Source organism: Streptomyces sparsogenes, from assembly GCF_001704635.1.
Classification (GTDB): Bacteria; Actinomycetota; Actinomycetes; order Streptomycetales; family Streptomycetaceae; genus Streptomyces; species Streptomyces sparsogenes.
Map to the genome: position 1 here is coordinate 19,790 of NZ_MAXF01000091.1, position 24,903 is coordinate 44,692.

Genomic DNA, 24,903 nt, shown 5'->3' on the forward strand with positions numbered 1-24,903 from the left:
TGTTCTCGTGAGCCGTACGCAGGGCCGCCGCCGCGCCCAGGGCGCCCACCGGGGCGCGGGCGGCCGGGCCGCCGCCCGCCGAGCCGCGCGCCGCGGCCAGCGCGCCGACCGGCCCGAGCAGCTCCGCCGGCTGCTGCCCCAGGCGCTGGTCGTCGCCGCGCTGGCCGGCGGCACCTCCGCCTTCGTGGCGCAGGACAAGGCCGTACGGCTCAGCGTCGACGGCAGCGCCCGCACCCTCCACACCTACGCCGAGGACGTCGGCGAGCTGCTCGCCGACGAGGACGTGCGGGTCGGCGCCCACGACCTCGTCGCCCCCGACCCCGGCCAGGCCCTCGTCAGCGGCGACCGGATCGCCGTCCGCTACGGCCGCCCGGTCACCCTCACCATCGACGGCGAGCGCCGCCGGGTGTGGACCACCGCCCGCACCGTGGAGGGCGCGCTGCGGCAGCTCGGGGTGCGCGCCGACGGCGCCCACCTGTCCGCCTCCCGCTCCGCCGCGATCTCCCGGCGCGGCCTGGACCTGCACGTACGGACCGAGCGCAGCGTCACCTTCATGGCCGACGGGCGCGAGCACACCATCCGCACCAACGCCGCCACCGTCGCCGCCGCCCTGGCGGAGGCCGGGATCGCCCTCCGCGACCAGGACACCACCTCCGTGCCCCGGGAGAGCTTCCCGCGCGACGGCCAGACCGTCTCGGTCCTGCGGATCACCGGCCGCCAGGAGGTGCGCGACCGGACCATCCCGTTCCAGACCGTCCGGCGCGCGGACCCCACCGTCCTCCAGGGCACCGAGCTGGTGGCCTCCGTCGGCGAGCCCGGCCTCGAGCGCACCACCTACCTGGTGCGCACCGTCAACGGCGTCCGGGAGCGGCCCCGGAAGCTCACCACCCGCGTGGTGCGCGAGCCCGTCACCCGCGTCGTACGGGTCGGCACCAAGCCCCCGCCGCCGCTGCCCGTCGCCGGCGCGGAAGGGCTCGACTGGCGGGCCATGGCGCAGTGCGAGTCCGGCGGGCGTCCGGACGCGGTCGACCGCTCCGGCCGCTACGGCGGGCTCTACCAGCTCGACCAGGACACCTGGCACGACCTGGGCGGGCAGGGCCGGCCGCAGGACGCGCCCGCGGCAGAGCAGACCTACCGCGCCAAGAAGCTGTATGTGCAGCGGGGCGCGAGCCCGTGGCCGCACTGCGGCCACCGGCTGAGCCGGTAGGCCCGGGCCCGGAGCCGTACGGGCCGCCGGCCCCGGCCGCGGGGCCGTAAACTTCACCGGTGAGCTCCACCGACGCAGACGTCCTGCTGGGCCCCGCCGACATCCGCGAACTGGCCGCCCGGCTCGGCGTACGCCCCACCAAGCAGCGTGGCCAGAACTTCGTCATCGACGCCAACACCGTCCGCCGGATCGTCCGCACCGCCGGGGTCCGGCCCGACGACGTGGTCGTCGAGGTCGGCCCGGGACTCGGCTCGCTGACCCTGGCCCTCTTGGAGGCCGCGGACCGGGTCACGGCCGTCGAGATCGACGACGTGCTCGCCGCCGCGCTCCCCGCCACCGTCCAGGCCCGGCTGCCCGGCCGCGTGGACCGCTTCGCGCTCGTCCACCGCGACGCCCTGCGCGTCACCGAGCTGCCCGGGCCCGAACCCACCGCGCTGGTCGCCAACCTCCCGTACAACGTCGCCGTCCCGGTGCTGCTGCACATGCTCGACCGCTTCCCGACCATCGAGCGGACGCTGGTCATGGTCCAGTCCGAGGTCGCCGACCGGCTCGCGGCGGCGCCCGGCTCCAAGGTGTACGGCGTGCCGTCGGTCAAGGCCGCCTGGTACGCCGAGGTGAAGCGGGCCGGGGCGATCGGCCGCAATGTCTTCTGGCCCGCCCCGAACGTGGACTCCGGCCTCGTCTCCCTGGTCCGCCGCGCCTCCCCGCCCCGGACCACCGCCACCAAGGGCGAGGTCTTCGCCGTGATCGACGCGGCCTTCGCCCAGCGCCGCAAGACGCTGCGCGCCGCCCTCGCGGGCTGGGCCGGATCCGCGGCGGCGGCCGAGGCCGCGCTGACGGCGGCCGGGATCTCGCCCCAGGCGCGGGGCGAGGCGCTGACGGTGGAGCAGTTCGCCGCGATCGCGGAGCGGCGGCCCGCGGCGGAGTGACCCCGCCCGCGAGACCCCAACGGCCTGAGACAAAGAGCCCGCACCAGCCCGAGGAGAGACCAGTCGTGACCCGATCCGTGACCGCCCGCGTGCCCGCGAAGGTCAATGTCCAGCTCGCGGTCGGCGGCCTGCGGCCGGACGGCTTCCACGACCTGGCCAACGTCTTCCTCGCGGTCGGGCTGTACGACGAGGTCACCGCCACCCCGGCCGACGAGCTGCGGATCACCGTCTCCGGCGCGGACGCGCACGCCGTGCCGCTCGACCGCACCAACCTGGCCGCCCGCGCCGCCCTCGCGCTCGCCGCGCGGCACGGCATCGAGCCGCGGGTCCAGCTGCACATCGCCAAGGACATCCCCGTCGCCGGCGGCATGGCGGGCGGCAGCGCCGACGCCGCCGGGGCCCTGGTGGCCTGCGACGCGCTGTGGGGCACGGCGGCCCCCCGTACGGAACTGCTGGAGATCTGCGCCGAGTTGGGCAGTGACGTGCCGTTCAGCCTGGTGGGCGGGGCGGCCCTCGGACGGGGCCGCGGCGAACTGCTGACCCCGCTGGAGACCGGCTCCACCTTCCACTGGGTCTTCGCCGTGGCCGAGGGGGGCCTGTCCACCCCCGCCGTCTACCGCGAGTGCGACCGGCTGCGCGCGGCCGACGGCCAGGGCGCGACGGTGGCCGACGTGCCCGACCCCGAGCCGTCCCCGGCCCTCCTGGACGCGTTGCGCACCGGCGACGCGAGGGCCCTCGCCGCCGCGGTGACCAACGACCTCCAGCCCGCCGCGCTGTCCCTGCGGCCCGGGCTGGCCGCCACGCTGAGCGCGGGCACCGGCGCGGGCGCGCTGGCCGCGCTGGTCTCCGGATCCGGCCCGACCTGCGCCTTCCTGGCCGAGGACGCGGAGGCGGCCGCCTCCGTCGCCAAGGGCCTGGCCGCCTCGGGCACCTGCCGTGCCGTACGGGTGGCCACCGGGCCGGCGCCGGGGGCGGCCGTCGTCGGGGCCTGACCGGTCGGGGCCTGAGCGGTCACTCGCTGATGATCAGCAGATTCACCAGCCAGGCGACGGCGAGCGCCGCGAGCGCGGCCCCCCACACCACGCGCCCGAGCAGGCGGCGGGAGAACGCCCCCCAGGTGCCGGCCAGGGCGGCGACCAGCGAGGTGTAGACCGCGATGTAGACGACGGTGTCCTGGCCGCCGTCCGTGCAGATGAAACGGGTGTCGTCGATCTCGCAGTCGGACCCGGCGGACATCGTGAGCATGGGCAGGAGCATGAGCGTCAGCCCGGCGCCCAGCCACACGAGCCCGGTCGCCACCGCCCGGAGGATCCTCTGCCCCCGCTCCGACCGCCGCCGGGCGTCGGCCGGCTCCGCGTCGGCCCGCCTCGCCCCGGCCGGCTCCTGCTCCCGGTCCGCCTCGATCGTCCCCGCACCGGCCCACGGGCTCCTCGCGTGATCCATGGCCCAGGACGCTAGGAGGAAGATCACCCGGGGGGCATCCGTACGGATACTCAGGCGAGGTACTCACGGCCGAGTACCCGGCCGGGATCTCACGGCGGAGCGCTCGCGGCGACGGGCCGCTCCGCGCGGCGACTACCCTGGGATGCCGATCGATCCGCGTACAGGAGTGTGATGGCCACCAACTTGGTCAACGTCGAAGCCGTCGGCAAGGTCTACGGCACCCGGGCGTTGCTCGACGGCGTCTCCCTCGGGGTGAACGAGGGCGACCGGATCGGGGTCGTCGGCCGCAACGGTGACGGCAAGACCACCCTGATCCGGATCCTCGCCAAGCTCGAGTCCGCCGACACCGGCCGCGTCACCCACGCCGGGGACCTGCGGCTCGGCGTGCTCACCCAGCACGACTCGCTCGACCCCGCGGCCACCGTCAGACACGAGGTCATCGGCGATCTCGCCGACCACGAGTGGGCGGGCGACGCCAAGATCCGCGACGTGCTGACCGGGCTGTTCGGCGGGCTGGACCTGCCGTCCTTCCCGCAGGGCCTGGACACCGTCATCGGCCCGCTGTCCGGCGGGGAGCGCCGGCGGATCGCGCTCGCCAAGCTGCTCATCGCAGAACAGGACCTGGTCGTCCTCGACGAGCCGACCAACCACCTCGACGTCGAGGGCATCTCCTGGCTGGCCGCCCATCTGCGGGCGCGGCGCTCGGCCCTGGTGGTGGTCACCCACGACCGCTGGTTCCTGGACCAGGTCTGCACCCGCATGTGGGACGTGCAGCGCGGCGTGGTGCACGAATACGAGGGCGGCTACAGCGACTACGTGTTCGCGCGGGCCGAGCGCGAGCGCATCGCGGCCAGCGAGGAGGCCAAGCGGCAGAACCTGGTCCGCAAGGAGCTGGCCTGGCTGCGCCGCGGCGCCCCGGCCCGCACCAGCAAGCCGCGCTTCCGGATCGAGGCGGCGAACGCGTTGATCGCGGACGTACCGCCGCCGCGGGACAGCGCGGAGCTGATGAAGTTCGCCAACTCGCGCCTGGGCAAGACCGTCTTCGACCTGGAGGACGTGACGATCCAGGCGGGCCCGAAGGTGCTGCTGACCCACCTGACCTGGCAGCTCGGCCCCGGCGACCGGATCGGCCTGGTGGGCGTCAACGGCGCGGGCAAGACCTCGCTGCTGCGGGCCATGGCCGAGGCGGCCGGCAGCGACGGCGAGCGGCAGCCGGCGGCCGGCCGGGTGGTGGTCGGCCGGACCGTGAAGCTGGCGTACCTCTCGCAGGAGGTCGCGGAGCTGGACCCGGCCTGGCGGGTGCTGGAGGCCGTGGAGCAGGTGCGGCAGCGCGTCGACCTGGGCAAGGGGCGGGAGATGACCGCCTCGCAGCTGTGCGAGAAGTTCGGCTTCACCAAGGAGAAGCAGTGGACGCCGGTCGGCGACCTCTCCGGCGGCGAGCGGCGCCGGCTGCAGATCCTGCGGCTGCTGATGGACGAGCCGAACGTGCTGTTCCTCGACGAGCCGACGAACGACCTCGACATCGAGACGCTGACCCAGCTCGAGGACCTGCTCGACGGGTGGCCGGGCTCCCTCGTGGTGATCAGCCACGACCGGTACTTCATCGAGCGGACGACGGACCGCGTCCTCGCGCTGCTGGGCGACGCCACCCTGCGGATGCTGCCGCGCGGCGTCGACGAGTACCTGGAGCGGCGGCAGCGCGCGAAGGAATCCGCCGCGGCACCGGCGGCCCCCGCCCGGCAGAAGGCCGCGGAACAGACGGGCGTGGCGCAGAAGTCGGCGGCCGAGCAGCGCGCCGCGAAGAAGGAGTTGCAGAAGATCGAGCGGCGTCTGGACCGCATCGGCGAGCAGGAGGGGGAGCTGCACGAGCGGATCGCCGAGCACGCCACGGACTTCGAGAAGGTCGCGGAGCTGGACACGCGGCTGCGGGAGTTGACGGCGGAGCGGGAGGAGCTGGAGACCCGCTGGCTGGAGCTCGCCGAGGACGCGTAGCGCGGCGGCCAAAGCGGCGGCGCCCGGCGCGGCGGGCGAAAGCAGCGCGCGGGACCGGCGTGTGAAGGCTGTGTGTTTACGAGGGCAACGGTCGCGTCACAGGCCGGTCTCAGCTGATCGATGAGCGTGAGACCGGCCCTGTGCCCGACAGGGGCGGGTGATACAAAGAACTCCCGCTTGCCTGCCGCTCACTGGTGGGTTCCGTGTCCGATTCGCTCCTTCCTGGCAGGCTTTGACCCCAGGATCGCGGGGGAGACCGGTCGGCTCACGGGCCCGCGCACAAAGGAAATTCCGATGTCACAGCCGCCTCCGCCGCCCAACCAGCCGCCGCAGGGCGGCTTCGGCGCACCGCAGGACCCCTCGTACGGCTATCCGCAGCAGCCGCCGGGACCGCCGCCCGCCCAGCCGGGCTACGGCTACCCGCAGGCGCCGGGCCAACCGCCGCAGGCTCCCCCGGCCCCACCGCACCAGACCCCGCCGCCGCCCCCGCCCGGCCTCCCGCAGACCCCTCCGTCCGGCATGCCCCAGACGCCCCCGCAGGGCGCCGGCGGCTACGGCTATCCGCAGCCGCAGTCCGTGCACGCGCAGCCGACCCAGGTGTCCATGCCCGCGGCGACCTACCCGCCCGGCCCGCAGCCGCAGTACGGATACCCGCCCCAGGCCCCGTACCCCGGCGGCCCCGTGCCGGGCGGCCCGGGTGGCGGCGGCAAGCAGTCGAAGCAGCGGATGATGATCATCATCAGCGCGGTGGTCGCGGTGGCGCTGATAGTCGTCGGCGGCATCTTCTTCGCCACCAAGGACGACGGCGGCGACCAGGCCAAGAACCCGGACAAGAAGACCAGCCAGAACGACACCTCGGGGACGACGGGCGGCAAGGACGTGCCCGCGCCCGAGACCATCGACGCCAAGCTGATCAACAAGATCGACATGCCCAAGGTGAGCGACCAGATCACCACCGAGGGCATGTGGGTCACCGACGACACCTTCGTGAAGGCCGACGTCTACAAGGTCGTCGGCTACCCGCTGGACGGCGGCAGCCCGAAGTGGACGATCCCGCTGGCCGGCGAGGTCTGCTGGTCCTCGGACCACCTGAGCGAGGACGGCCTGACGACGATCCTCTTCGCCGAGGCCAAGCCCTCCAAGGAGGACAAGTACCCCTCCTGCACCGAGGTCGGGCTGTTCGACCTGAACAACGGCAAGATGCTCTGGCAGAAGCACGTCAGCGACGGCGACGACAAGCTGCGCTTCGACGAGGTGACCCTCGGCGGCGGCACCGTGGCCGCGGGCGGCACCAGCGGCGGCGCGGCCTGGTCGATCGACGGCAAGCTGCTGTGGAAGCCGCAGCCCGGCGAGGAGTGCTCGGACGACGGCTACGCGGGCGGCGGCGACAAGCTGATCGCGGTGCGGCGGTGCGGCCAGTACGACAACCCGCAGTTGCAGGTGCAGACGCTCAACCCGAAGAACGGCAAGGTGAAGTCCAGCTACAAGGTCTCCTCGGGCCTGGACTACGTCCATGTGGCGTCCACCGACCCGCTGGTCATCGGCCTCGACGCCGGTGACACGACAGGCGCCTCGGTCTCCGACTTCCTGACGATCGACGACAGCCACAAGGAGGGCAAGGTCGTCAGCAAGATCTCCACGGAGGGCGGGAAGTACAACGCCGACTGCAAGACGACCGACGTCGAGCACTGCAAGCTGATCGCCATCAGCAAGTCGGCGAACGCCCTCTACATGGGGTCGGAGGACCGCGGCAGCGCGACCTCGGGCACGGCGAACGAGATCGTCGCCTTCAGCCTGAAGACCGGCAAGCCCATCGGGAAGACCGACGGTGTCACGGGCGCGGCGCTGACGCCGCTCGGCCTCGACAAGGACGGCTTCGTGCTCGCCTACCAGGAGAGCACCTACGACCAGGGCGGCGCGGTCTGGCGGATCGACCCGAAGTCGTACGAGAAGGACAAGCTGCTGCAGAACCAGGCGGCCGATCACCAGGTGGAGTCCGTCTTCAATGTGGAGTACTCGGCGGAGGTCATCTACGCCAACCAGCGGCTGTACATGAGCGACACGTACGCCACCAAGCCCACCAGCAGCTACGACAAGAACGACCCGCTCGCCGTGATCTTCGGCGCGGGCGGCTGAGGCACGGCCTCTTCGGCTCGCCCGCCGGCCCGGTGGTCGCTTCCCGGTGGCCCCGCCCGTACGTCGTCCCCTTCGCCAGGGGGGGGCGCGTACGGGCGGGGCCACCGCCGTTTTTCGGCTGCCCGGCCGCCCGTATCAGTCCGATTCGGGCGTGAAGTAGAGGTCAAGTAGGCGCGAATGGCCGGGATTTCGGCATTCCGGGGGGCTTCTTCCGGGTAAGGGGCGCGCGACGTCGAACAAGCGTGTAGCTTCCCGGGGACAAGGAATTGGCCTCGTTACGGGCCCGGCGGCCGAGGGGGTGCTCGCGCGGACGGCAGACGTGGTGGTCCGGGGCGGCCGGGACTCCGTTCCCGAGCGGATGGGGGGAGCTCATGGGCGTGCGACTCATGGTGGTCGATGATCACCGGCTGCTCGCCGAGGCGCTCGCCTCGGCGTTGAAGCTGCGCGGGCACCGGGTGCTCGCGGCGGCCGCGCCGAGCGCGGGGGCCGCGGAGCTGGTGGTGAGCCGGGCACCGGAGGTGTGCCTGCTGGGCACGGCGGCTCCCGCCGAGCCCGGCGCCTTCGAACCGGTCGTACGGATAAAGAAGGAGCGGCCGCAGGTCGCGGTGGTGGTGCTGGGCCCGGTGCCGAGCCCGCGCGGCATAGCGGCCGCGTTCGCGGCCGGGGCCTCCGGCTATGTGCGCCATGACGAGCGCATCGAGGGCGTCGAACGGGCGATGGTGAAGGCGCGCGCGGGCGAGGCCGCGGTGGCGCCCCAGCTGTTGCAGGGCGCGTTCGCGGAGCTGCTCAACCCGGCCGCGCAGCCGGACGACGAGGGCTCACGGCTGCTGCGGATGCTCACCCCACGCGAGGTGGAGGTGCTGATGCGGGTCGCGGACGGCGAGGACACCAGGCTGATCGCCGCGGGCATGGGGATCGCGCCGAGCACGGCGCGCACGCATGTCCAGCGGGTGCTGATGAAGCTGGGGGTGGGCTCCCGGCTGGAGGCGGCGGCCCTGGCGGCGCGCACGGGGCTGCTGGAGCGGGCGGCGACGCACCATGCGCCGCCGCCCTGAGCCCCGCCGGGCCGCGCGCCGCCGGGCTTCCCGCCGCCGTCCTGAGCCCCGCGGGCGCGGCCGCCCTGAGCCCTGCGGGGCTTACCGCCGCCGTGGCTCAGCCTTCGTCCGCGTCCCGCCTGGGGACCGGGCCGGGGCCCTCCTGGCGCGGCTCGGGCGCGGTGTGCGGCGCGGCGGTGGGCCTCAGCTTCAGCCACAGCAGGAACAGCAGCCCGACGACGAGCATGGACAGGCCCGTCCACAGGTTGATGTTGATGTTCTCGGCCTTTTTCAGGTCCGCGTCCGAGGCGGTGATCCCGGCGATGGTGACCAGGATGCCGTAGACCACGAACAGGCCGCCGATGATCCGCCGTACGTCGAAGAGCCGGGCCGCGGTCGCCGACTTCCCCTCGAGCTCCTCGACCTCGCGCTGGTACTCGTACTCTTCACTCATGATGTGAGGACTCGCCTCCGATCGGGCTCGCGGGTCACAGCGAGAACGGGACGTAGCACAGCGCGGCCAGGACGATCGCGCCCCAGCCCAGCAGGGCCGGCTTGCGGTACCAGGCCTCGTCGCCGGCCGCGGGGGGCTCGGCCAGGCCGGGGGAGGTGGTCCCGTAGACCAGGCCGGCCAGCGACTCCACCGGCTTGGGCTTGGTGAACGGCGTGACCCCGACCATCACCACGCCGCCGACCACGAACGCGACGATCGCCGAGACGAAGTTGGCCCCCTGGTCGCTGGGGATGGAGATCACGCCCCCCTTGTAGAGCCAGAAGTAATTGATCATCGCGGCCACGGTCCCCGCGAGCAGCCCCCAGAACCCGGCCGCGGCCGTGGCCCGCTTCCAGAACATGCCGATGATGAAGACGCAGAACAGCGGCACGTTGAAGAACGAGAACAGGGTCTGCAGATAGTTCATGATGTTGCTGAACGACGAGGCGATGAAGGCCGTCCCCATGCCGCACAGCACGCCGATCGCCGTCACCACGCGCCCGGTCAGCAGGTAGTGCGCGTCCGGGCGGCCCTTCTTGACGTACGCCCTCCAGATGTCGTTGGTGAAGACGGTGTTGAAGGACGACACATTGGCCGCCATGCCGGCCATGAACGCGGCGAGCAGACCGGTCACCGCCACGCCCAGCACCCCGTTGGGCAGCAGGTCGCGCATCAGCAGCGGGATCGCGTCGTTGTACTGCAACCCGCTCTTCTCGGTGCCGATCCCCGGCTCGACGACCAGCGCGATCAGGCCGGGGACGACCACGATCAGCGGGATGAAGATCTTCGGGAAGGCGGCGATCAGCGGGGTGCGCTGGGCGGCCGAGAGGTTCTTGGCGGACAGCGCGCGCTGCACCTCGGCGAAGTTGGTGGTCCAGTAGCCGAAGCTGAGGCAGAAGCCGAGGCCGAGCACGATGGTCAGCCAGTTGGCGCCCAGCGGGTTGTCGCTGCCGATGCCCGTGCCGCCCCAGGCCGAGGTGAAGTTCGCCCCGTGGCTCTCGGTGAGCGAGTCGGACAGCCCGCTCCAGCCGCCGACCCGCTTGAGGCCGACGACGGTGAGCGGGATCAGCGCGGCCAGGATGACGAAGAACTGGAGGACCTCGTTGTAGATCGCCGAGGACAGGCCGCCGAGGGTGATGTACACGAGGACGAAGAGGCCGGCCACCACGATGGCCACCCACTGCGGCCAGCCCAGCAGCGCCTCCACCACGATCGCCATCGCGTAGAGGTTGACGCCCGCGATCAGCACGGACGCGATCGAGAAGATGATCGAGCTGAGGAGGTGCGAGGAGGGTCCGTACCGGTGCAGCAGGAACTCGGGGACCGACCGCACCTTTGAGCCGTAGTAGAAGGGCATCATCACCAGGCCGAGGAAGACCATGGCGGGGATGGCGCCGACCCAGTACCAGTGCACGGTGTACACGCCGTACTGGGCGCCGTTGGCGGCCATGCCGAGGATCTCCAGGGCGCCCAGATTGGCGGCGACGAACGCGAGACCGGTCACCCACGCGGGCAGTGACCGGCCGGACAGGAAGAAATCAAGGCTGGTCTTGACGCTCGCTCTGGCGGCGAATCCGACCCCCAGGACGACCACGAAGTAGAGGATGAGAATGGAGTAGTCGAGCGCGTTGGTGGGGAGCCGAAGCCCTTCGGCCAGATAGTGCATGAGTCACTCGCTTCGTCGCCAGAACGGAATGCACCACAAACGTTCGGTGAAGGTATCCGAATTCTCCTGCTTTGTCCGGCCACCTTCACGCTCATTGACGGGGCTGTTGAGTTGTGGTTCATTGTGTTTGGTTGTGTTGGATGACGCGTACAATCAATGAAGAGACAGCGACAGGAGTTGCGGGAGTGAAGAAGACGGCGACGCGGCTCGCGGACGGACGCGAGCTGATCTACTACGACGCGCGCGACGACGCGGTGCGCGACGCCGTCGACCCGCGGCCCCTGGACCCCATCGCCACCCGCTCCGAGATCCGCCACGACCGCCTGCTCGGCGACCGGGTCGCGATCGCCTCGCACCGCCAGGGCCGCACCTACCACCCGCCGGCCGACGAGTGCCCGCTGTGCCCCTCCCGGGAGGGCCGGCACAGCGAGATCCCCGCCGCCGACTACGACGTCGTGGTCTTCGAGAACCGCTTCCCCTCGCTCGCCGGGGACTCGGGCCGCTGCGAGGTCGTCTGCTTCACCTCCGACCACGACGCCTCCTTCGCCGATCTCACGGTGGACCAGGCCGCCCTGGTGCTGGAGGCCTGGACCGACCGGACCGCGGAGCTGGCCCAACTCCCCTCCGTCGAGCAGGTCTTCTGCTTCGAGAACCGCGGCAAGGAGATCGGCGTCACCCTCGGTCACCCTCATGGGCAGATCTACGGGTATCCCTTCACCACGCCTCGTACACAACTGATGTTGCGCTCGCTCGCCGAGCACCGTGAGCGCACCGGCCGGAACCTCTTCGACGACGTGGTCGCCGACGAGCGGGCCGACGGGCGGCGCGTGGTGCTGGAGGGCGAGCACTGGATCGCCTTCGTGCCGTACGCGGCGCACTGGCCCTACGAGGTGCACCTGTATCCGAAGCGGCGCGTCCCCGACCTCCGCGAGCTGGACGAAGGCGCGCGCACAGAGTTTCCACAGATGTATCTGGAACTCTTGAGGCGCTTCGACCGGATCTTCGGGCCGGATGAGCCGCCGACGCCGTACATCGCCGCCTGGCACCAGGCGCCGTTCAGCGTCGCGGACCGGGGTGAATTCGCACTCCACCTCGAGCTTTTCACCATCCGCCGCACTTCCGGCAAGCTGAAGTTTCTCGCGGGTTCCGAATCCGGCATGAATGTGTTCATCAACGATGTGCCGCCGGAGGCCGCGGCCGAGCGACTGCGAGAGGTAGCGAGCGAGTGAGCAAGGCGCAGCAGAAGAAGTACCTGGTCACCGGCGGTGCCGGCTATGTGGGCAGCGTTGTCGCGGCGCATCTGCTCCAGGCCGGCCACCGGGTGACCGTGCTGGACGACCTGTCCACCGGGCACCGGGAGGGGGTGCCGGAGGGCGCCGAGTTCATCGAGGGGCGCATCCAGGACGCCGCCAAGTGGCTCGACCCCTCGTACGACGGCGTGCTGCACTTCGCGGCCTTCTCGCAGGTCGGCGAGTCCGTGGTCAACCCGGAGAAGTACTGGGTCAACAACGTCGGCGGGACCACCGAGCTGCTCGCGGCGATGCGCGAGGCGGGCGTCCGCACGCTCGTCTTCTCCTCCACGGCCGCCACCTACGGCGAGCCCGAGCGGGTCCCGATCACCGAGGACGCCCCGACCGCGCCGACCAACCCGTACGGGGCGAGCAAGCTCGCCGTGGACCACATGATCAGCGGGGAGTGCGCCGCCCACGGCCTGGCCGCGGTGAGCCTGCGCTACTTCAACGTCGCGGGCGCCTACGGGGCGTACGGCGAGCGGCACGACCCCGAGTCGCACCTGATCCCGCTCGTCCTCCAGGTCGCCCAGGGCCGCCGCGAGGCGATCTCCGTCTACGGCGACGACTACCCCACCCCCGACGGCACCTGTGTGCGCGACTACATCCACGTCGCGGACCTGGCCGAGGCCCATCTGCTGGCCCTGGGCGCCGCCGCCGAGGGCGAGCACCTGATCTGCAACCTGGGCAACGGCAACGGCTTCTCGGTCCGCGAGGTCATCGAGACCGTGCGCCAGGTCACCGGCCACCCGATCCCCGAGGTGATCGCGGACCGCCGCGGCGGCGACCCGGCGGTCCTGGTGGCCTCGGCCGAGCGGGCCAGGGAGCGCCTGGGATGGCGCCCGAGCCGCGCCGACCTGGCCGGAATAGTCGCGGACGCCTGGCGGTTCGCGCAGCACGTCGCACAGCAGAAGGAGAGCTAGCCCGTGAGTGACAGTGTGAGCGGCGCGGACCGCGCGGCGGAGGGTTTCCGCGCGGTGTTCGGCGCCGGGCCCGAGGGTGTGTGGGCGGCCCCGGGCCGGGTCAACCTGATCGGTGAGCACACCGACTACAACGACGGCTTCGTCATGCCGCTCGCGCTGCCGCACACCTGCCTGGCCGCCGCCCGCGCGCGCACCGACGGCGTCCTGCGGCTGCACTCCGGGGACGCCTCCGGCGGGGTCGTGGAGCTGCGCGTGGACGGCCTCGCGCCGGTCGCCGAGGCCGGGGCGGGCGGCGACCGCGGCGGCTGGGCGGCCTACCCGGCGGGCGTGGTGTGGGCGCTGCGCGAGGCGGGGCTGCTCTCCGGCGCCGCGGCCGGCGGGGCGGATCTGCACTACACCAGCACCGTGCCCACGGGCGCCGGCCTGTCCTCCTCCGCCGCGCTGGAGGTCGTGACGGCGACCGCGCTGAACGAGCTGTACGGTCTCGGCCTGGAGCCGCTGCGCATCGCCCAGCTGTGCCAGCGCGCGGAGAACGACTTCGTCGGCGTCCCCTGCGGAATCATGGACCAGACCGCGTCCGCCTGCTGCGCGGACGGGCACGCGCTGTTCCTGGACACCCGCGAGCTGGCCCTGCGCCAGGTGCCGTTCGACCTGGCCGCCGAGGGGCTGCGGCTGCTGGTCGTGGACACGCGGGTGAAGCACGAACTCGGCGACGGCGCGTACGCGAACCGGCGCGCCGCCTGCGAGGCGGGCGCGCGGGCGCTCGGGGTGCCCGCCCTGCGCGATGTCGCGTACGAGCGCCTGGAGGACGCTCTCGCCACCCTCGCGGGCGACGAGACGCTGGTCAGGCGGGTGCGCCATGTGGTGACCGAGAACCGCCGGGTCGAGGAGGTCATCGAGCGCCTCGACGCGGGCGCCACCCGGTCCATCGGCCCGATCCTGACCGCCGGGCACGCCTCCTGCCGCGACGACTTCGAGATCTCCTGCGCGGAGCTCGACCTGGTCGTGGAGACGGCCGACGCGGCGGGCGCGCTCGGGGCCCGGATGACCGGCGGCGGCTTCGGCGGCTCGGCGATCGTGCTGGTGGAGGAGGCGGACGCGGAGTCCGTGGGGAAGGCGGTGACCGAGGCGTTCGCCGCGGCCGGGTACCGGGCCCCGCGGATCTTCCCGGCGGTGCCGAGCGCGGGCGCGCGGCGCCTGGCGTAACCCCCTTGCGGCGACGGCTCGTTGACCGATCCACCGATCAAATCCCGTACAGTTTCGTTGACTTACTCCTCACAACGGAACACGATCCTCATCAGAGCGGGTCAACGTCGGTGCGCCGACGGTCAGTTTTGCCGAAATGCACCCCTGGTGTCGGACCCCGGCCGTACGCTGGGCACAGCGTCGGTGGGGGCCGACGCTGATCAGGGGGCGAGACAGGCAGGTACGACGCCCGGGGTGGGGTAGCGATCGGCACGGCGGCGGCCGTGCGGCCGCGGCGACCCCCGCTCCGGGCGCCGTACCCGCACTGGTTTTTCCGTATCCGGAGTCGTGGGGGGTTCCGTGGCACGTATTCGGGTTCTCGTGGTCGACGACCATCGCATCTTCGCCGAGTCGCTGGCGGCCGCCCTCGCGGCGGAGCAGGACGTGGAGGTCGCGGCGGCCGGGAGCGGTCCGGCGGCGCTGCGCTGTCTGGAGCGCGGGGCGTCGGAGGGGCGTCGCTTCGATGTGATGCTGGTCGACGCGGACTTGGGAAGGGCGGCCGGGGCCGCCGCGGGGGCCGTCGGCATCCCGCCGCAGCCCCTGCCCGCGCCCGCCGAGTCGCTGGTGCCGGGCGCGGCGGTGGCCTCGCCGGTGCACGGCGCGGTGCCGGGCCCGCCGGTGAACGGCGCGGCTGTCGGCGCCGCCGTCGGGGGTGCGGCTGTCGGCGGTGCGGCGGTGGGCGGCGCGGCCGTGGGCGGCGCGGTGAACGGCCGCGTGGCGCCCGGCCGGATGGCCCCGGCGCGGCCGGTGGACGGCATCGCGCTGGTCGGCGGGGTCCGCTCCGCGCAGCCGGGCGTGCGCACCGTCGTGCTGGCCGAGCGCGACGACCCGCGCCGGGCGGCGGCGGCCCTCCAGGCCGGGGCCTGCGGCTGGGTCGCCAAGGACTGCTCGCTCTCCCGGCTGCTCGCGGTCATCCGGGGCGTGCTGCGCGACGAGACGCATCTGCCGCCCGCGCTGCTCACCGGCGTGCTGCGGGAGCTGACGGCCGCCCGCAAGCACCGCACCGAGAGCGAGCGGCTGGTGGAGTCGCTGACCCCGCGCGAGCGCGAGGTGCTGCGCTGCATGGTGGCCGGCCTCGGCCGCAAGGCGGTCGCCGAGCGGCTGTATCTGTCCCCGCACACGGTCCGCACCCATATGCAGAACGTGCTGGGCAAGCTCGGGGTCCACTCCACCCTGGCGGCCGTGGCCCTGGCCCGCCGCGCCGGCGTCGGACCGGTCGACCTAGCCGGGGAGGTTGTCGAACGGGGCGGTCAGCTGGCGTAGTAGCGCGGCCAGCTCCGCGCGCTGTGCCTGGGACAGCTCGGCGAGGATGGCGCGCTCCTGGTCGAGCAGCCCCGCGAGCGCCTGGTCGGCGCGGTCCCGGCCCTCGACGGTGAGCCGCACCAGCACCCCGCGCCGGTCGCTGGGGTCGGGCAGCCGCTCGACGAGGCCCTTCTTCGCGAGCCGGTCGATCCGGTTGGTCATGGTGCCCGAGGTGACCAGCGTCTGGGTGAGCAGCTGCCCCGGCGAGAGCTGGTACGGCGTCCCGGCCCGGCGCAGCGACGTCAGCACGTCGAACTCCCAGGGCTCCAGGTTGTGCTCGGTGAAGGCGATCCGCCGCGCCCGGTCCAGATGGCGGGCGAGCCTGCTGACGCGGCTGAGCACTTCCAGCGGCTCCACGTCGAGGTCGGGGCGCTCCCGCCGCCACGCCGCGACCAGCCGATCGACCTCGTCCTCCATGACGATCAGTGTAGTTGGTCTGTCGACATGAAGTCTCTTGACGTCAAGAGACCTCTTGGGGCACGGTAGGCCCGACAGCGCGGATCATCACGCACCACGCCTACCTGCCAGGGGGCTTCGCCATGCACTCCTCACCCACCTGGGACCCGGGGCAGTACCTCCGCCACGCCGGCCACCGCACCCGCCCCTTCCTCGACCTCCTCGCCCGCGTCCCCGACCTCCCCACCGCTCCCGGCAGCCCGCCCCGCATCGCCGACCTCGGCTGCGGCGCCGGCAATGTGACCGTCCACCTCTTCGACCGCTGGCCCGACGCCCATGTCACCGGCCTGGACAACTCCGCCGAGATGCTGGAGGCGGCCCGCGCCCACACCCCGCCCGAGGGCGGCGGCCGGCTCGACTTCCGCCTCGCCGACGCCGCGCGCTGGATCCCCGACGAGCCCTTCGACCTGATCGTCTCCAACGCGCTGCTCCAGTGGGTCCCCGGCCACACCGAGTCCTTCCCCGCCTGGGTCGCCGCCCTCCGCCCCGGCGGCACCTTCGCCTTCCAGGTCCCGGGCAACTTCACCGCCCCCAGCCACACCCTGCTCGCCGAGCTGTCCACCTCCCCCCGCTGGCGCGACCGCCTCCCCACCCCCCGCGCCCACTCCACCCCCGTCCTCGACCCGGCCGCCTACCTGGAGCACCTGGCCGCGCTCGGCTGCGAGGTCGACGCCTGGGAGACCACCTACATCCAGATGCTGACCGGCCCCGACCCGGTCCTCGACTGGGTCAAGGGCACCGCCCTGCGCCCCGTCCTCACCGCCCTCGAAGACGACCCCACGGCCCGCGACACCTTCCTCGCCGAATACGCCGCCCTCCTCCGCGAGGCCTACCCACCCGGCCCCCACGGCACGGCCTTCCCCTTCCGCCGCATCTTCGTCGTGGCGCGCACCGCCGCCTGACCTCACCCGATCGGATGATCGGATCTCGTTCCGGCGCGGGGGCGTGGGGCGGCTGCGTAGCGTTGCGGTGTCGCTTGTGCCGACAAGCCGAGGGAGAGGCCAGATGGGCGAGAGCTCAGGCCAGGGCGTGCTGGACGATTTCATGTGGCGAGCCTGGAAGGCCATGTGGCCCCTTGACGGCTTGCGCCCTGAGATCATCGAGGAGGCGATCGAGGTATCCCCTCCGCCCCGTCGTCGTCATAGCGTGGTCGCGAACCGTCTCCGTCAAGCCTCCGGCGCTCACCTCGCGGACGGCGGCCACGCCGCCTATCAGGGGCTCACAGTCATCCACCACCGCAAGGCATGGACCCCGGATCTGGTCATTGCCCCCCGTGACCTGGACGAGCTCTCCGATGAAGAGGACCTCGGGGTCGACGCGAGCGGTGTCGCGGCCGTCTTCGAGGTGGTCTCGCCCGGCCGCGAAGCCCGGTCGCGTGACAGGGAGCGCAAGCGCCGGGCGTACGCCCGGGCGGGCATCCCGCTCTACGTCATGATCGACGACTTCGACGGCGAGGGGACGGTCAGCGTCCTCACCTCCCCCAACCCCGACAAGGCCGTCTACGCCGACGATCACCGCGTCCCCTACGGAAGCGACGCGGTCGTCCCCGACGGCCCGGCGAAGGGCTTCGCAATCGGCGAGGCGATCACCAAGCCCTGACTAGTCTGCCGGGCATGGATCTTGGACTCGCAGGACGACGTGCGCTGGTGACGGCAAGCAGCGGAGGCATCGGCGCGACGGTGGCGCGGACGCTGGTCGGGGAAGGGTGTGCGGTGCTGGTGCACGGGCGCGATCCGGGGCGCACGAGTGCGGTCGCGCGGGAATTGCGCGACGCTGGAGGGACGGTCGAGGCCGTGCTGGGTGACCTCAGCGACGACGAGGCCGCCGAGGAGGTGTCCGAGCAGGCCCTGGCCTGGGGCGTGGACGTGCTGGTCAACAACGCGGGTCCGTTCGTCGAAAACGACTGGGAGACCGCGGAGCCAAAGGCGTGGCTGGAGGCGGTGAACGGTAATGTCCTCTCCGCGGTGCGAATGATCCGGGCTCTGGTGCCACCCATGCGCGAGCGCGGCTGGGGGCGGATCATCAACGTGGGCAGCCGGGCGGCGACGACGCCGCTGCCGAACATGGTCGAGTACTCGGCGGCGAAGGCCGCGGTGGTCAATATGACCACCAGCCTGGCCCGGCATCTCGCCGGATCCGGGATCACCGCGAACACCGTGAGCCCCGGAGTGGTCGTCACCGACGGGATGCGGCGGATGTTCGAGGAGGGGGCGGCCGAGCGGGGCTGGCCGCAGGAGTGGCCGGAGTTGGAGCCGCGCGTGGTGGCCGAGTACGCGCCGAATCCGGCGGGGCGGCTGGGCACCGGAGAGGACATCGCGGCGGCGGTTGCCTTCCTGGCCAGCCCGCTGGCCGGCTACATCAACGGGATCGACCTGCGCGTCGACGGGGGAATCGCAGCGGTGCCGTGAAGCCAAGGTCACATACCGGGCACGCTTTGCCGCGGCACGCTCCCCCCGAGCCGCGTGGCGTGAGATCGTAGAGCGCTGAACAACCATAGGGCGGGCCAAGGTTTCCACGGGGGAGAGCCATGGACGGGGCGTCGGGCGGGTTGGGGCCGGGGGCAGGCGGGGCGAGCGAGGAGCAGCGGCAGCGCGGGGTGTGGATACTGGTCGCCGCCGCCCTCGCCTTCGCCGTGCTGGTGCTGCCACAGGTCGTCACGGACGACGACAAGACCTCGTTCGCGGGCAGCGTCCTGCCCTCCGGCGGCGACTCGCGGCTGCCGTCGCTGCCCGGCGGCCTGCCCAGTGGGCTGCCCAGCGGCGGTCTCCCCAGCGGTCTCCCCAGCGGTCTTCCCAGCACCTCGGCGCCCGGCTACGGGGCCGGGCAGCCGACGGGTGGCGGGGGGACGGACGGGGGCAGCGGGGGAGGCGGGGGCTCGGTGCGGACGCAGGAGCCCGCGACGCCCACCGTCGCGCCCGACCCCACCGCCGACGCCTACCGGGCGGTGAGCCCGGGCGACTGCCTGGCCGTGTACGACACCGGATACGACGACTACAACACCCGGATCCCCTACCGGGTGAGCTGCGGCGCCGGGAACGCCTACATGTGGGTGAGCGCCGTGCGTTCGAGCGGCGGCGCCTGCCCGCAGGGCCCGGGCCGCAACTACATGTCGTACACCTCCCGGGGGCAGACCACCGCCCTGTGCCTGACCCGCCAGTTCAAGGTGGGCTACTGCCTGCTGGCCAAGCAGTCGGGCAGCGGCGCGCAGGCGCGGATGAACGCCGGGCTGATGACCGCGGTGGACTGCGACGACAAGCGGGTCCCGGCCCAGTACAACCAGATCCTGCACATCACCGGCGTCTACCGGGCCCCGGCGAACGCCTCCGCGCGCAACTGCGCCCGGGTCCAGGGCGACCGCACGTACTACTGGTCGTGGCTGGTGAACGGCGGCCGGACGCTGCTGTGCACCATGATCTACCAGGGGTGAGCCGGTCTACCAGGGGTGAGCGCCGCCGGCCTCAGCGCGTCGCCACATGCACCAGGCCCCCGCTGAGCGCCAGCAGCAGGATGACGCCCGCGCCCGGGGCGGCCAGATAGGGCATGAGGGCCACGGTGGCCAGCAGACAGTAGGCGGCGGTCACCCAGGACAGGGCCTGCTGGACCTCCTCCGGGCCGTGCCGGTTGAGACGGACGACCAGCGCCATGAGCACGGCCGCCCACAGGGCGGCGCGCGGCTGGCCGAAGGAGACCTTGTCGTACAGGTCCACGGCCGTCTTGTACCAGTCCTCGTCCGCCAGATCGGCCGCCAACCGCAGCATGTCCTTCAGATACGAGTGCGACGCCAGCGACGTCGCGTCCTTCAGGTCGGCCCTGACCCACTCCGTGATGGCCAGCACCATCAGGCCCAGTGCGTGACAGGCGCCCGACCCGAGGCCCACCGCCTTCCGGCGCGCCTCGGACACTTCCCCCGTGACCATGTGTGACTCCCCTCCCCGTGGCCCACATCATCCTCCGGTGAGGGACGCGCGGACCAGCCCCCGGAGGGTCAGGACTTGCGGTGGCCGATCAGCCGGGGCCTGGGCTCCAGGCCGTCCAGGCCGTGCCAGGCCAGATTCACCAGGTGGGCCGCCACCTCGGCCTTCTTCGGCCGGCGCACGTCCAGCCACCACTGGCCGGTGAGCGCGACCATGCCGACCAGCGCCTGCGCGTACAGCGGGGCGAGCTTCGGGTCGAAGCCGCGGGCCTTGAACTCCAGGCCCAGGATGTCCTCGACCTGGGTGGCGATATCGCTGATCAGCGAGGCGAAGCTGCCCGTCGACTGGGCGACGGGGGAGTCCCGCACCAGGATGCGGAAGCCGTCGGTGTACGCCTCGATGTAGTCCAGCAGGGCGAACGCCGCCTGCTCCAGGAGCTCCCGCGGATGGCCCGCGGTCAGCGCGCCGGTCACCATGTCCAGCAGCCGGCGCATCTCGCGGTCCACCACGACCGCGTACAGCCCCTCCTTGCCGCCGAAGTGCTCGTACACCACCGGCTTGGAGACCCCGGCCTTGGCCGCGATCTCCTCCACCGACGTGCCCTCGAAGCCGCGCTGGGCGAAGAGCGTGCGACCGATGTCCAGCAATTGCTCGCGGCGCTCCTTGCCGGTCATCCGCACCCGGCGGGCGCGCCGGGTCCCGGAACCGGAGGCCCGGGCCGCCCGGGCCTTGTCACCGCTGGTATTACTGTCGGTCGCCACGCCCCCCATCATGCCGCTTCTGCGGTTTCCTCTTTACGGCGGGCGTCGATACGCGCCTCGCTGGGCCAGCGGACGTCATACGCCCAGCCCGCCTTCTCGAACCAGCGGATGATCCGGGCGCTGGAGTCCAGCTGGCCCTTCATCACGCCGTGGCGGGCGCAGGTCGGGTCCGCGTGGTGCAGGTTGTGCCAGGACTCGCCGCACGAGAGCACCGCCAGCCACCACACATTGCCGGACCGGTCGCGCGACTTGAAGGGGCGCTTGCCGACCGCGTGGCAGATCGAGTTGATCGACCAGGTCACATGGTGGAGCAGAGCCACCCGGACGAGCGACCCCCAGAAGAACGCGGTCGCCGCGCCCTGCCAGGACCAGGTGACCAGGCCGCCGATCAGCGCGGGCAGCAGCAGCGAGGTGACCGTCCAGAACACGAACTGCCGGGAGATGCGGCGGATCGTGTCGTCCTTGATCAGATCGGGGGCGTACTTGTGCTGCGGGGTCTGCTCCTCGTCGAACATCCAGCCGATGTGCGCCCACCACAGGCCCTTCATCAGCGCCGGCACGGTCTCCCCGTACCGCCACGGGGAGTGCGGGTCGCCCTCCGCGTCGGAGAACTTGTGGTGCTTGCGGTGGTCGGCCACCCAGCGCACCAGCGGCCCCTCGACCGCCAGCGACCCGGCGATCGCCAGGGCGATCCGCAGCGGCCGCTTGGCCTTGAAGGAGCCGTGGGTGAAGTAGCGGTGGAAGCCGATGGTGATGCCGTGGCAGCCGATGTAGTAGAAGACCACCATCAGCGTCAGGTCCAGCCAGCTCACCCCCCAGCCCCAGGCCAGCGGGATGGCCGCGGCCAGGGCGAGGAACGGCACGGTGATGAACAGCAGAAGGGTGATCTGTTCGATGGAGCGCTTGTTGTCCCCGCCGAGCGTGGCGGAGGGAGGGGTGGGCTCCTGGGCCTTCGGCGCGTCGTGGATCACGTCGGGGCTTGCAGTCATGGGATCCCTCATGGGGCTCGGGGGTACGGCTACGGGACCGTAACCTACGGCGACGTAAGTATGGCAGGGCCCCGAAGCGGGGCAATAGGGCTATGGGTTCCCCCGAAGGCGCGCCGCATATCCTGGTGACGTCGGACAGCGCGGTCCGCACATCGCCGACGACACGGGGGTCCCGGGCCCGGGCGCCACCCGGCGGATGCCGCGTATCCACCGGAGCAGCAGCCGTACCGTGGCGTTTCGGCCCCGTCGTCACCCGTCGTTACCCGACCCATGCGACCCGAACACTGCAAGGAGCCCGCACCTGTGAGCAGTGCCGACAACACCAACGCCGCCCTGCGTGCCGACATCCGCCGCCTGGGTGACCTCCTCGGCGAGACCCTCGTCCGACAGGAGGGCCCCGACCTCCTCGATCTCGTCGAGCGGGTCCGTGCCCTCACCCGCAGCGACGGCGAGGCCGCCGCGGAGCTGCTCGGCTCCACCGACCTGGAGACGGCGGCCAAGCTCGTACGCGCGTTCTCCACCTACTTCCACCTGGCGAACATCACCGAGCAGGTGCACCGCGGCCGCGAGCTGCGCGCCAAGCGCGCCGCCGAGGGCGGCCTCCTGGCCCGCACCGCCGACCAGCTCAAGGACGCCGACCCCGACCACCTCCGGGAGACCGTCCGGAACCTGGGCGTCCGGCCCGTCTTCACCGCCCACCCCACCGAGGCCGCCCGCCGCACCGTCCTGAACAAGCTGCGCCGGATCGCCGAACTCCTCGACACCCTCGCCGTCGGCGGCGACCGCCGCCGCACCGACCTGCGGCTGGCCGAGAACATCGACCTGCTCTGGCAGACCGACGAGCTGCGCGTCGCCCGCCCCGAGCCCGCCGACGAGGCCCGCAACGCCGTCTACTACCTGGACGAACTCCACGCGGGCGCGGTCGGCGACGTGCTGGAGGACCTGTCCGCCGAGCTGGAGCGGGTCGGCGCCCCGCTGCCCGCCACCACCCGCCCGCTCACCTTCGGCACCTGGATCGGCGGCGACCGCGACGGCAACCCCAACGTCACCCCCCAGGTCACCTGGGACGTGCTGATCCTCCAGCACGAGCACGGCATCACCGACGCCCTCGCCGTCGTCGACGACCTGCGCGCCGCCCTCTCCAGCTCCATCCGCAACTCCGACGCCTCCGAGGAGCTGCTGGACTCCCTCCAGCGCGACCTGGAGCTGCTGCCCGAGATCAGCCCCCGCTACAAGCGGCTCAACGCCGAGGAGCCCTACCGGCTCAAGGCCACCTGCGTCCGCCAGAAGCTCCTCAACACCCGGGCCCGCCTCGCCGGCGGCACCCCCCACCAGCCCGGCCGCGACTACCTGGGCACCGCCGAACTCCTGGCCGACCTCCACCTCATCCAGGAGTCGCTGCGCGCCCACCGAGGCCGGCTGATCGCCGACGGCCGGATGGAACGCGCCCTGCGCACCCTCGCCGCCTTCGGCCTCCAGCTCGCCACCATGGACGTACGCGAGCACGCCGACGCCCACCACCACGCCCTCGGCCAGCTCTTCGACCGGCTCGGCGAGGAGTCCTGGCGGTACGCCGACATGCCCCGCGACTACCGCCGCAAGCTGCTCGCCAAGGAACTCCGCTCCCGCCGCCCCCTCGCGCCCACCCCCGCCCCGCTGGACGCCGCCGGGTCCAAGACCCTCGGCGTCTTCCACACCATCCGCGAGGCCTTCGAGCGGTTCGGGCCCGAGGTCGTCGAGTCCTACATCATCTCCATGTGCCAGGGCTCGGACGACGTCTTCGCCGCCGCCGTCCTCGCCCGCGAGGCCGGCCTGATGGACCTCCACGCCGGCTGGGCCAAGATCGGCATCGTGCCGCTGCTGGAGACCACCGAAGAACTCAAGATCGCCGACCAGCTCCTCGACGAGATGCTCTCCGACCCCTCCTACCGGCGGCTGGTCGCCCTGCGCGGCGACGTCCAGGAGGTCATGCTCGGCTACTCCGACTCCTCCAAGTTCGGCGGCATCACCACCTCCCAGTGGGAGATCCACCGCGCCCAGCGGCTGCTGCGCGACGTCGCCCACCGGCACGGCGTACGGCTGCGCCTCTTCCACGGCCGCGGCGGCACCGTCGGCCGCGGCGGCGGCCCCACCCACGACGCGATCCTCGCCCAGCCCTGGGGCACCTTGGAGGGCGAGATCAAGGTCACCGAGCAGGGCGAGGTCATCTCCGACAAGTACCTCGTGCCCTCCCTGGCCCGGGAGAACCTGGAGCTGACCGTGGCCGCCACGCTCCAGGCATCCGCCCTGCACACCGCCCCGCGCCAGTCCGACGAGGCCCTGGCCCGCTGGGACGCCGCGATGGAGACCGTCTCGGAGGCCGCCCACCGCTCCTACCGCGCACTGGTCGAGGACCCCGACCTGCCCGCGTACTTCTTCGCCTCCACCCCCGTCGACCAGCTCGCCGAGCTCCACCTCGGCTCCCGCCCCTCCCGCCGCCCCGACTCCGGCGCCGGCCTGGACGGGCTGCGGGCCATCCCGTGGGTGTTCGGCTGGACCCAGTCGCGGCAGATCGTCCCCGGCTGGTTCGGCGTCGGCTCCGGGCTCAAGGCCGCCCGCGAGGCGGGTCTTGACGCGGTCCTGGACGAGATGCACCAGCACTGGCACTTCTTCCGGAACTTCCTGTCCAACGTCGAGATGACGCTCGCCAAGACCGATCTGCGGATCGCCCGGCACTACGTCGACACGCTGGTGCCCGACGAGCTCAAGCACGTCTTCGACACCATCCGGGCGGAGCACGAGCTGACCGTGCGGGAGGTGCTGCGGATCACCGGCGAGACCGAGCTGCTGGACTCCAACCCGGTGCTGAAGCAGACCTTCCACGTCCGCGACGCCTACCTGGACCCCATCTCCTACCTCCAGGTCTCCCTGCTCCACCGCCAGCGCACCGCCCGCGAGCGCGGCGAGACCCCCGACCCGCTCCTCGCCCGCGCCCTCCTGCTGACGGTCAACGGCGTCGCGGCGGGCCTGCGCAACACGGGCTGACCCGCGTCCGGCGCCCGAGGTGACCGCGGCCCGGGCCGCTCCGCGAGGAGCGGCCCGGGCCACGGTCTTCGGCGCGGTCTTCGGCGCGGTCCTCGGCGCG

Annotated in this window: 22 protein-coding genes; 15 read left to right on the forward strand and 7 right to left on the reverse strand. The window is 72.4% G+C overall.

What is annotated here, in order from left to right; genetic code table 11:
- Positions 1-7 precede the first annotated feature (7 nt).
- The 3 genes from BBH68_RS17920 to BBH68_RS17930 all read left to right on the forward strand — a co-directional run bounded on the left by BBH68_RS17920 (position 8) and on the right by BBH68_RS17930 (position 3,128).
- On the forward strand, positions 8-1,207 hold the full coding sequence (locus BBH68_RS17920; protein ID WP_065963624.1) for a resuscitation-promoting factor: 1,200 nt from the start codon (positions 8-10) through the stop codon (positions 1,205-1,207).
- Positions 1,208-1,266: 59 nt separating this feature from the next.
- Positions 1,267-2,136, forward strand: coding sequence for a 16S rRNA (adenine(1518)-N(6)/adenine(1519)-N(6))-dimethyltransferase RsmA (rsmA, locus tag BBH68_RS17925; RefSeq protein WP_065963628.1), 870 nt, complete (start codon positions 1,267-1,269; stop codon positions 2,134-2,136).
- A 65-nt stretch (positions 2,137-2,201) separates the two neighbouring features.
- Positions 2,202-3,128 carry a 4-(cytidine 5'-diphospho)-2-C-methyl-D-erythritol kinase gene (locus BBH68_RS17930; protein WP_065963631.1) on the forward strand — a complete coding sequence of 309 codons (927 nt, stop codon included), beginning with the start codon at positions 2,202-2,204 and terminating at the stop codon, positions 3,126-3,128.
- A 19-nt stretch (positions 3,129-3,147) separates the two neighbouring features.
- Here BBH68_RS17930 and BBH68_RS17935 read toward each other — a convergent pair whose 3' ends face one another.
- Complete coding sequence (locus tag BBH68_RS17935; protein ID WP_141713019.1) at positions 3,148-3,579, reverse strand: hypothetical protein; 432 nt, start codon at positions 3,577-3,579, stop codon at positions 3,148-3,150.
- Positions 3,580-3,750: 171 nt separating this feature from the next.
- Here BBH68_RS17935 and BBH68_RS17940 point away from each other — a divergent pair, with 171 nt between their 5' ends.
- From BBH68_RS17940 to BBH68_RS17950, 3 genes are all read left to right on the forward strand, one after another.
- Positions 3,751-5,571 (forward strand): ABC-F family ATP-binding cassette domain-containing protein, encoded by a 1,821-nt coding sequence (locus BBH68_RS17940; RefSeq protein ID WP_065963635.1) that lies wholly within the window; start codon positions 3,751-3,753, stop codon positions 5,569-5,571.
- 294 nt (positions 5,572-5,865) lie between these two features.
- Entirely contained in the window at positions 5,866-7,707 is a 1,842-nt protein-coding gene (locus tag BBH68_RS17945; protein WP_065963636.1) for a hypothetical protein, read from the forward strand.
- Positions 7,708-8,078: 371 nt separating this feature from the next.
- Entirely contained in the window at positions 8,079-8,762 is a 684-nt protein-coding gene (locus BBH68_RS17950) for a response regulator transcription factor (RefSeq protein WP_065963638.1), read from the forward strand.
- 97 nt (positions 8,763-8,859) lie between these two features.
- Here BBH68_RS17950 and BBH68_RS17955 read toward each other — a convergent pair whose 3' ends face one another.
- The gene (locus BBH68_RS17955; RefSeq protein WP_065963639.1) at positions 8,860-9,195 is read right to left on the reverse strand and encodes a hypothetical protein; all 336 of its coding nucleotides are present in this window, start codon (positions 9,193-9,195) and stop codon (positions 8,860-8,862) included.
- A 34-nt stretch (positions 9,196-9,229) separates the two neighbouring features.
- Positions 9,230-10,900 (reverse strand): sodium:solute symporter family protein, encoded by a 1,671-nt coding sequence (locus BBH68_RS17960; RefSeq protein WP_065963641.1) that lies wholly within the window; start codon positions 10,898-10,900, stop codon positions 9,230-9,232.
- Between the two features lie 185 nt (positions 10,901-11,085).
- On the opposite strand from BBH68_RS17960, the gene galT reads away from it, so the two are divergent.
- From galT to BBH68_RS17980, 4 genes are all read left to right on the forward strand, one after another.
- Positions 11,086-12,129: a galactose-1-phosphate uridylyltransferase gene (gene galT, locus BBH68_RS17965; RefSeq protein ID WP_065963642.1), complete on the forward strand. Its 1,044-nt coding sequence runs from the start codon at positions 11,086-11,088 to the stop codon at positions 12,127-12,129.
- The gene (gene galE / locus BBH68_RS17970; protein ID WP_065963645.1) at positions 12,126-13,112 is read left to right on the forward strand and encodes a UDP-glucose 4-epimerase GalE; all 987 of its coding nucleotides are present in this window, start codon (positions 12,126-12,128) and stop codon (positions 13,110-13,112) included. The genes galT and galE overlap by 4 nt, the downstream gene beginning before the upstream one ends.
- 3 nt (positions 13,113-13,115) lie before the next feature.
- Entirely contained in the window at positions 13,116-14,318 is a 1,203-nt protein-coding gene (gene galK / locus BBH68_RS17975; RefSeq protein ID WP_065963647.1) for a galactokinase, read from the forward strand.
- Between the two features lie 339 nt (positions 14,319-14,657).
- Positions 14,658-15,620 carry a response regulator transcription factor gene (locus BBH68_RS17980; protein WP_065963649.1) on the forward strand — a complete coding sequence of 321 codons (963 nt, stop codon included), beginning with the start codon at positions 14,658-14,660 and terminating at the stop codon, positions 15,618-15,620.
- On the opposite strand, the gene BBH68_RS17985 is transcribed toward BBH68_RS17980, so the two are convergent.
- Positions 15,579-16,076: a MarR family winged helix-turn-helix transcriptional regulator gene (locus BBH68_RS17985; protein ID WP_065963651.1), complete on the reverse strand. Its 498-nt coding sequence runs from the start codon at positions 16,074-16,076 to the stop codon at positions 15,579-15,581. The genes BBH68_RS17980 and BBH68_RS17985 overlap by 42 nt on opposite strands.
- Before the next feature lie 122 nt (positions 16,077-16,198).
- Here BBH68_RS17985 and BBH68_RS17990 point away from each other — a divergent pair, with 122 nt between their 5' ends.
- From BBH68_RS17990 to BBH68_RS39485, 4 genes are all read left to right on the forward strand, one after another.
- Complete coding sequence (locus BBH68_RS17990; RefSeq protein WP_065963656.1) at positions 16,199-17,017, forward strand: trans-aconitate 2-methyltransferase; 819 nt, start codon at positions 16,199-16,201, stop codon at positions 17,015-17,017.
- A 103-nt stretch (positions 17,018-17,120) separates the two neighbouring features.
- The gene (locus BBH68_RS17995) at positions 17,121-17,714 is read left to right on the forward strand and encodes a Uma2 family endonuclease (RefSeq protein WP_065963658.1); all 594 of its coding nucleotides are present in this window, start codon (positions 17,121-17,123) and stop codon (positions 17,712-17,714) included.
- 14 nt (positions 17,715-17,728) lie between these two features.
- On the forward strand, positions 17,729-18,523 hold the full coding sequence (locus tag BBH68_RS18000; RefSeq protein WP_065963659.1) for an SDR family NAD(P)-dependent oxidoreductase: 795 nt from the start codon (positions 17,729-17,731) through the stop codon (positions 18,521-18,523).
- 119 nt (positions 18,524-18,642) lie between these two features.
- Entirely contained in the window at positions 18,643-19,542 is a 900-nt protein-coding gene (locus BBH68_RS39485) for a hypothetical protein (protein WP_141713020.1), read from the forward strand.
- A gap of 31 nt (positions 19,543-19,573) precedes the next feature.
- On the opposite strand, the gene BBH68_RS18010 is transcribed toward BBH68_RS39485, so the two are convergent.
- The 3 genes from BBH68_RS18010 to BBH68_RS18020 form a co-directional block, all read right to left on the reverse strand.
- Positions 19,574-20,032, reverse strand: coding sequence for a hypothetical protein (locus BBH68_RS18010; RefSeq protein ID WP_065963662.1), 459 nt, complete (start codon positions 20,030-20,032; stop codon positions 19,574-19,576).
- A 68-nt stretch (positions 20,033-20,100) separates the two neighbouring features.
- Positions 20,101-20,799, reverse strand: a complete 699-nt coding sequence (locus BBH68_RS18015) for a TetR/AcrR family transcriptional regulator (RefSeq protein ID WP_065963664.1) — start codon at positions 20,797-20,799, stop codon at positions 20,101-20,103.
- Entirely contained in the window at positions 20,799-21,779 is a 981-nt protein-coding gene (locus tag BBH68_RS18020; protein ID WP_174589041.1) for an acyl-CoA desaturase, read from the reverse strand. Before BBH68_RS18020 ends, BBH68_RS18015 begins: the two co-directional genes overlap by 1 nt.
- Positions 21,780-22,082: 303 nt before the next feature.
- On the opposite strand from BBH68_RS18020, the gene ppc reads away from it, so the two are divergent.
- The gene (gene ppc, locus BBH68_RS18025; protein ID WP_065963668.1) at positions 22,083-24,803 is read left to right on the forward strand and encodes a phosphoenolpyruvate carboxylase; all 2,721 of its coding nucleotides are present in this window, start codon (positions 22,083-22,085) and stop codon (positions 24,801-24,803) included.
- Positions 24,804-24,903: the final 100 nt, after the last annotated feature.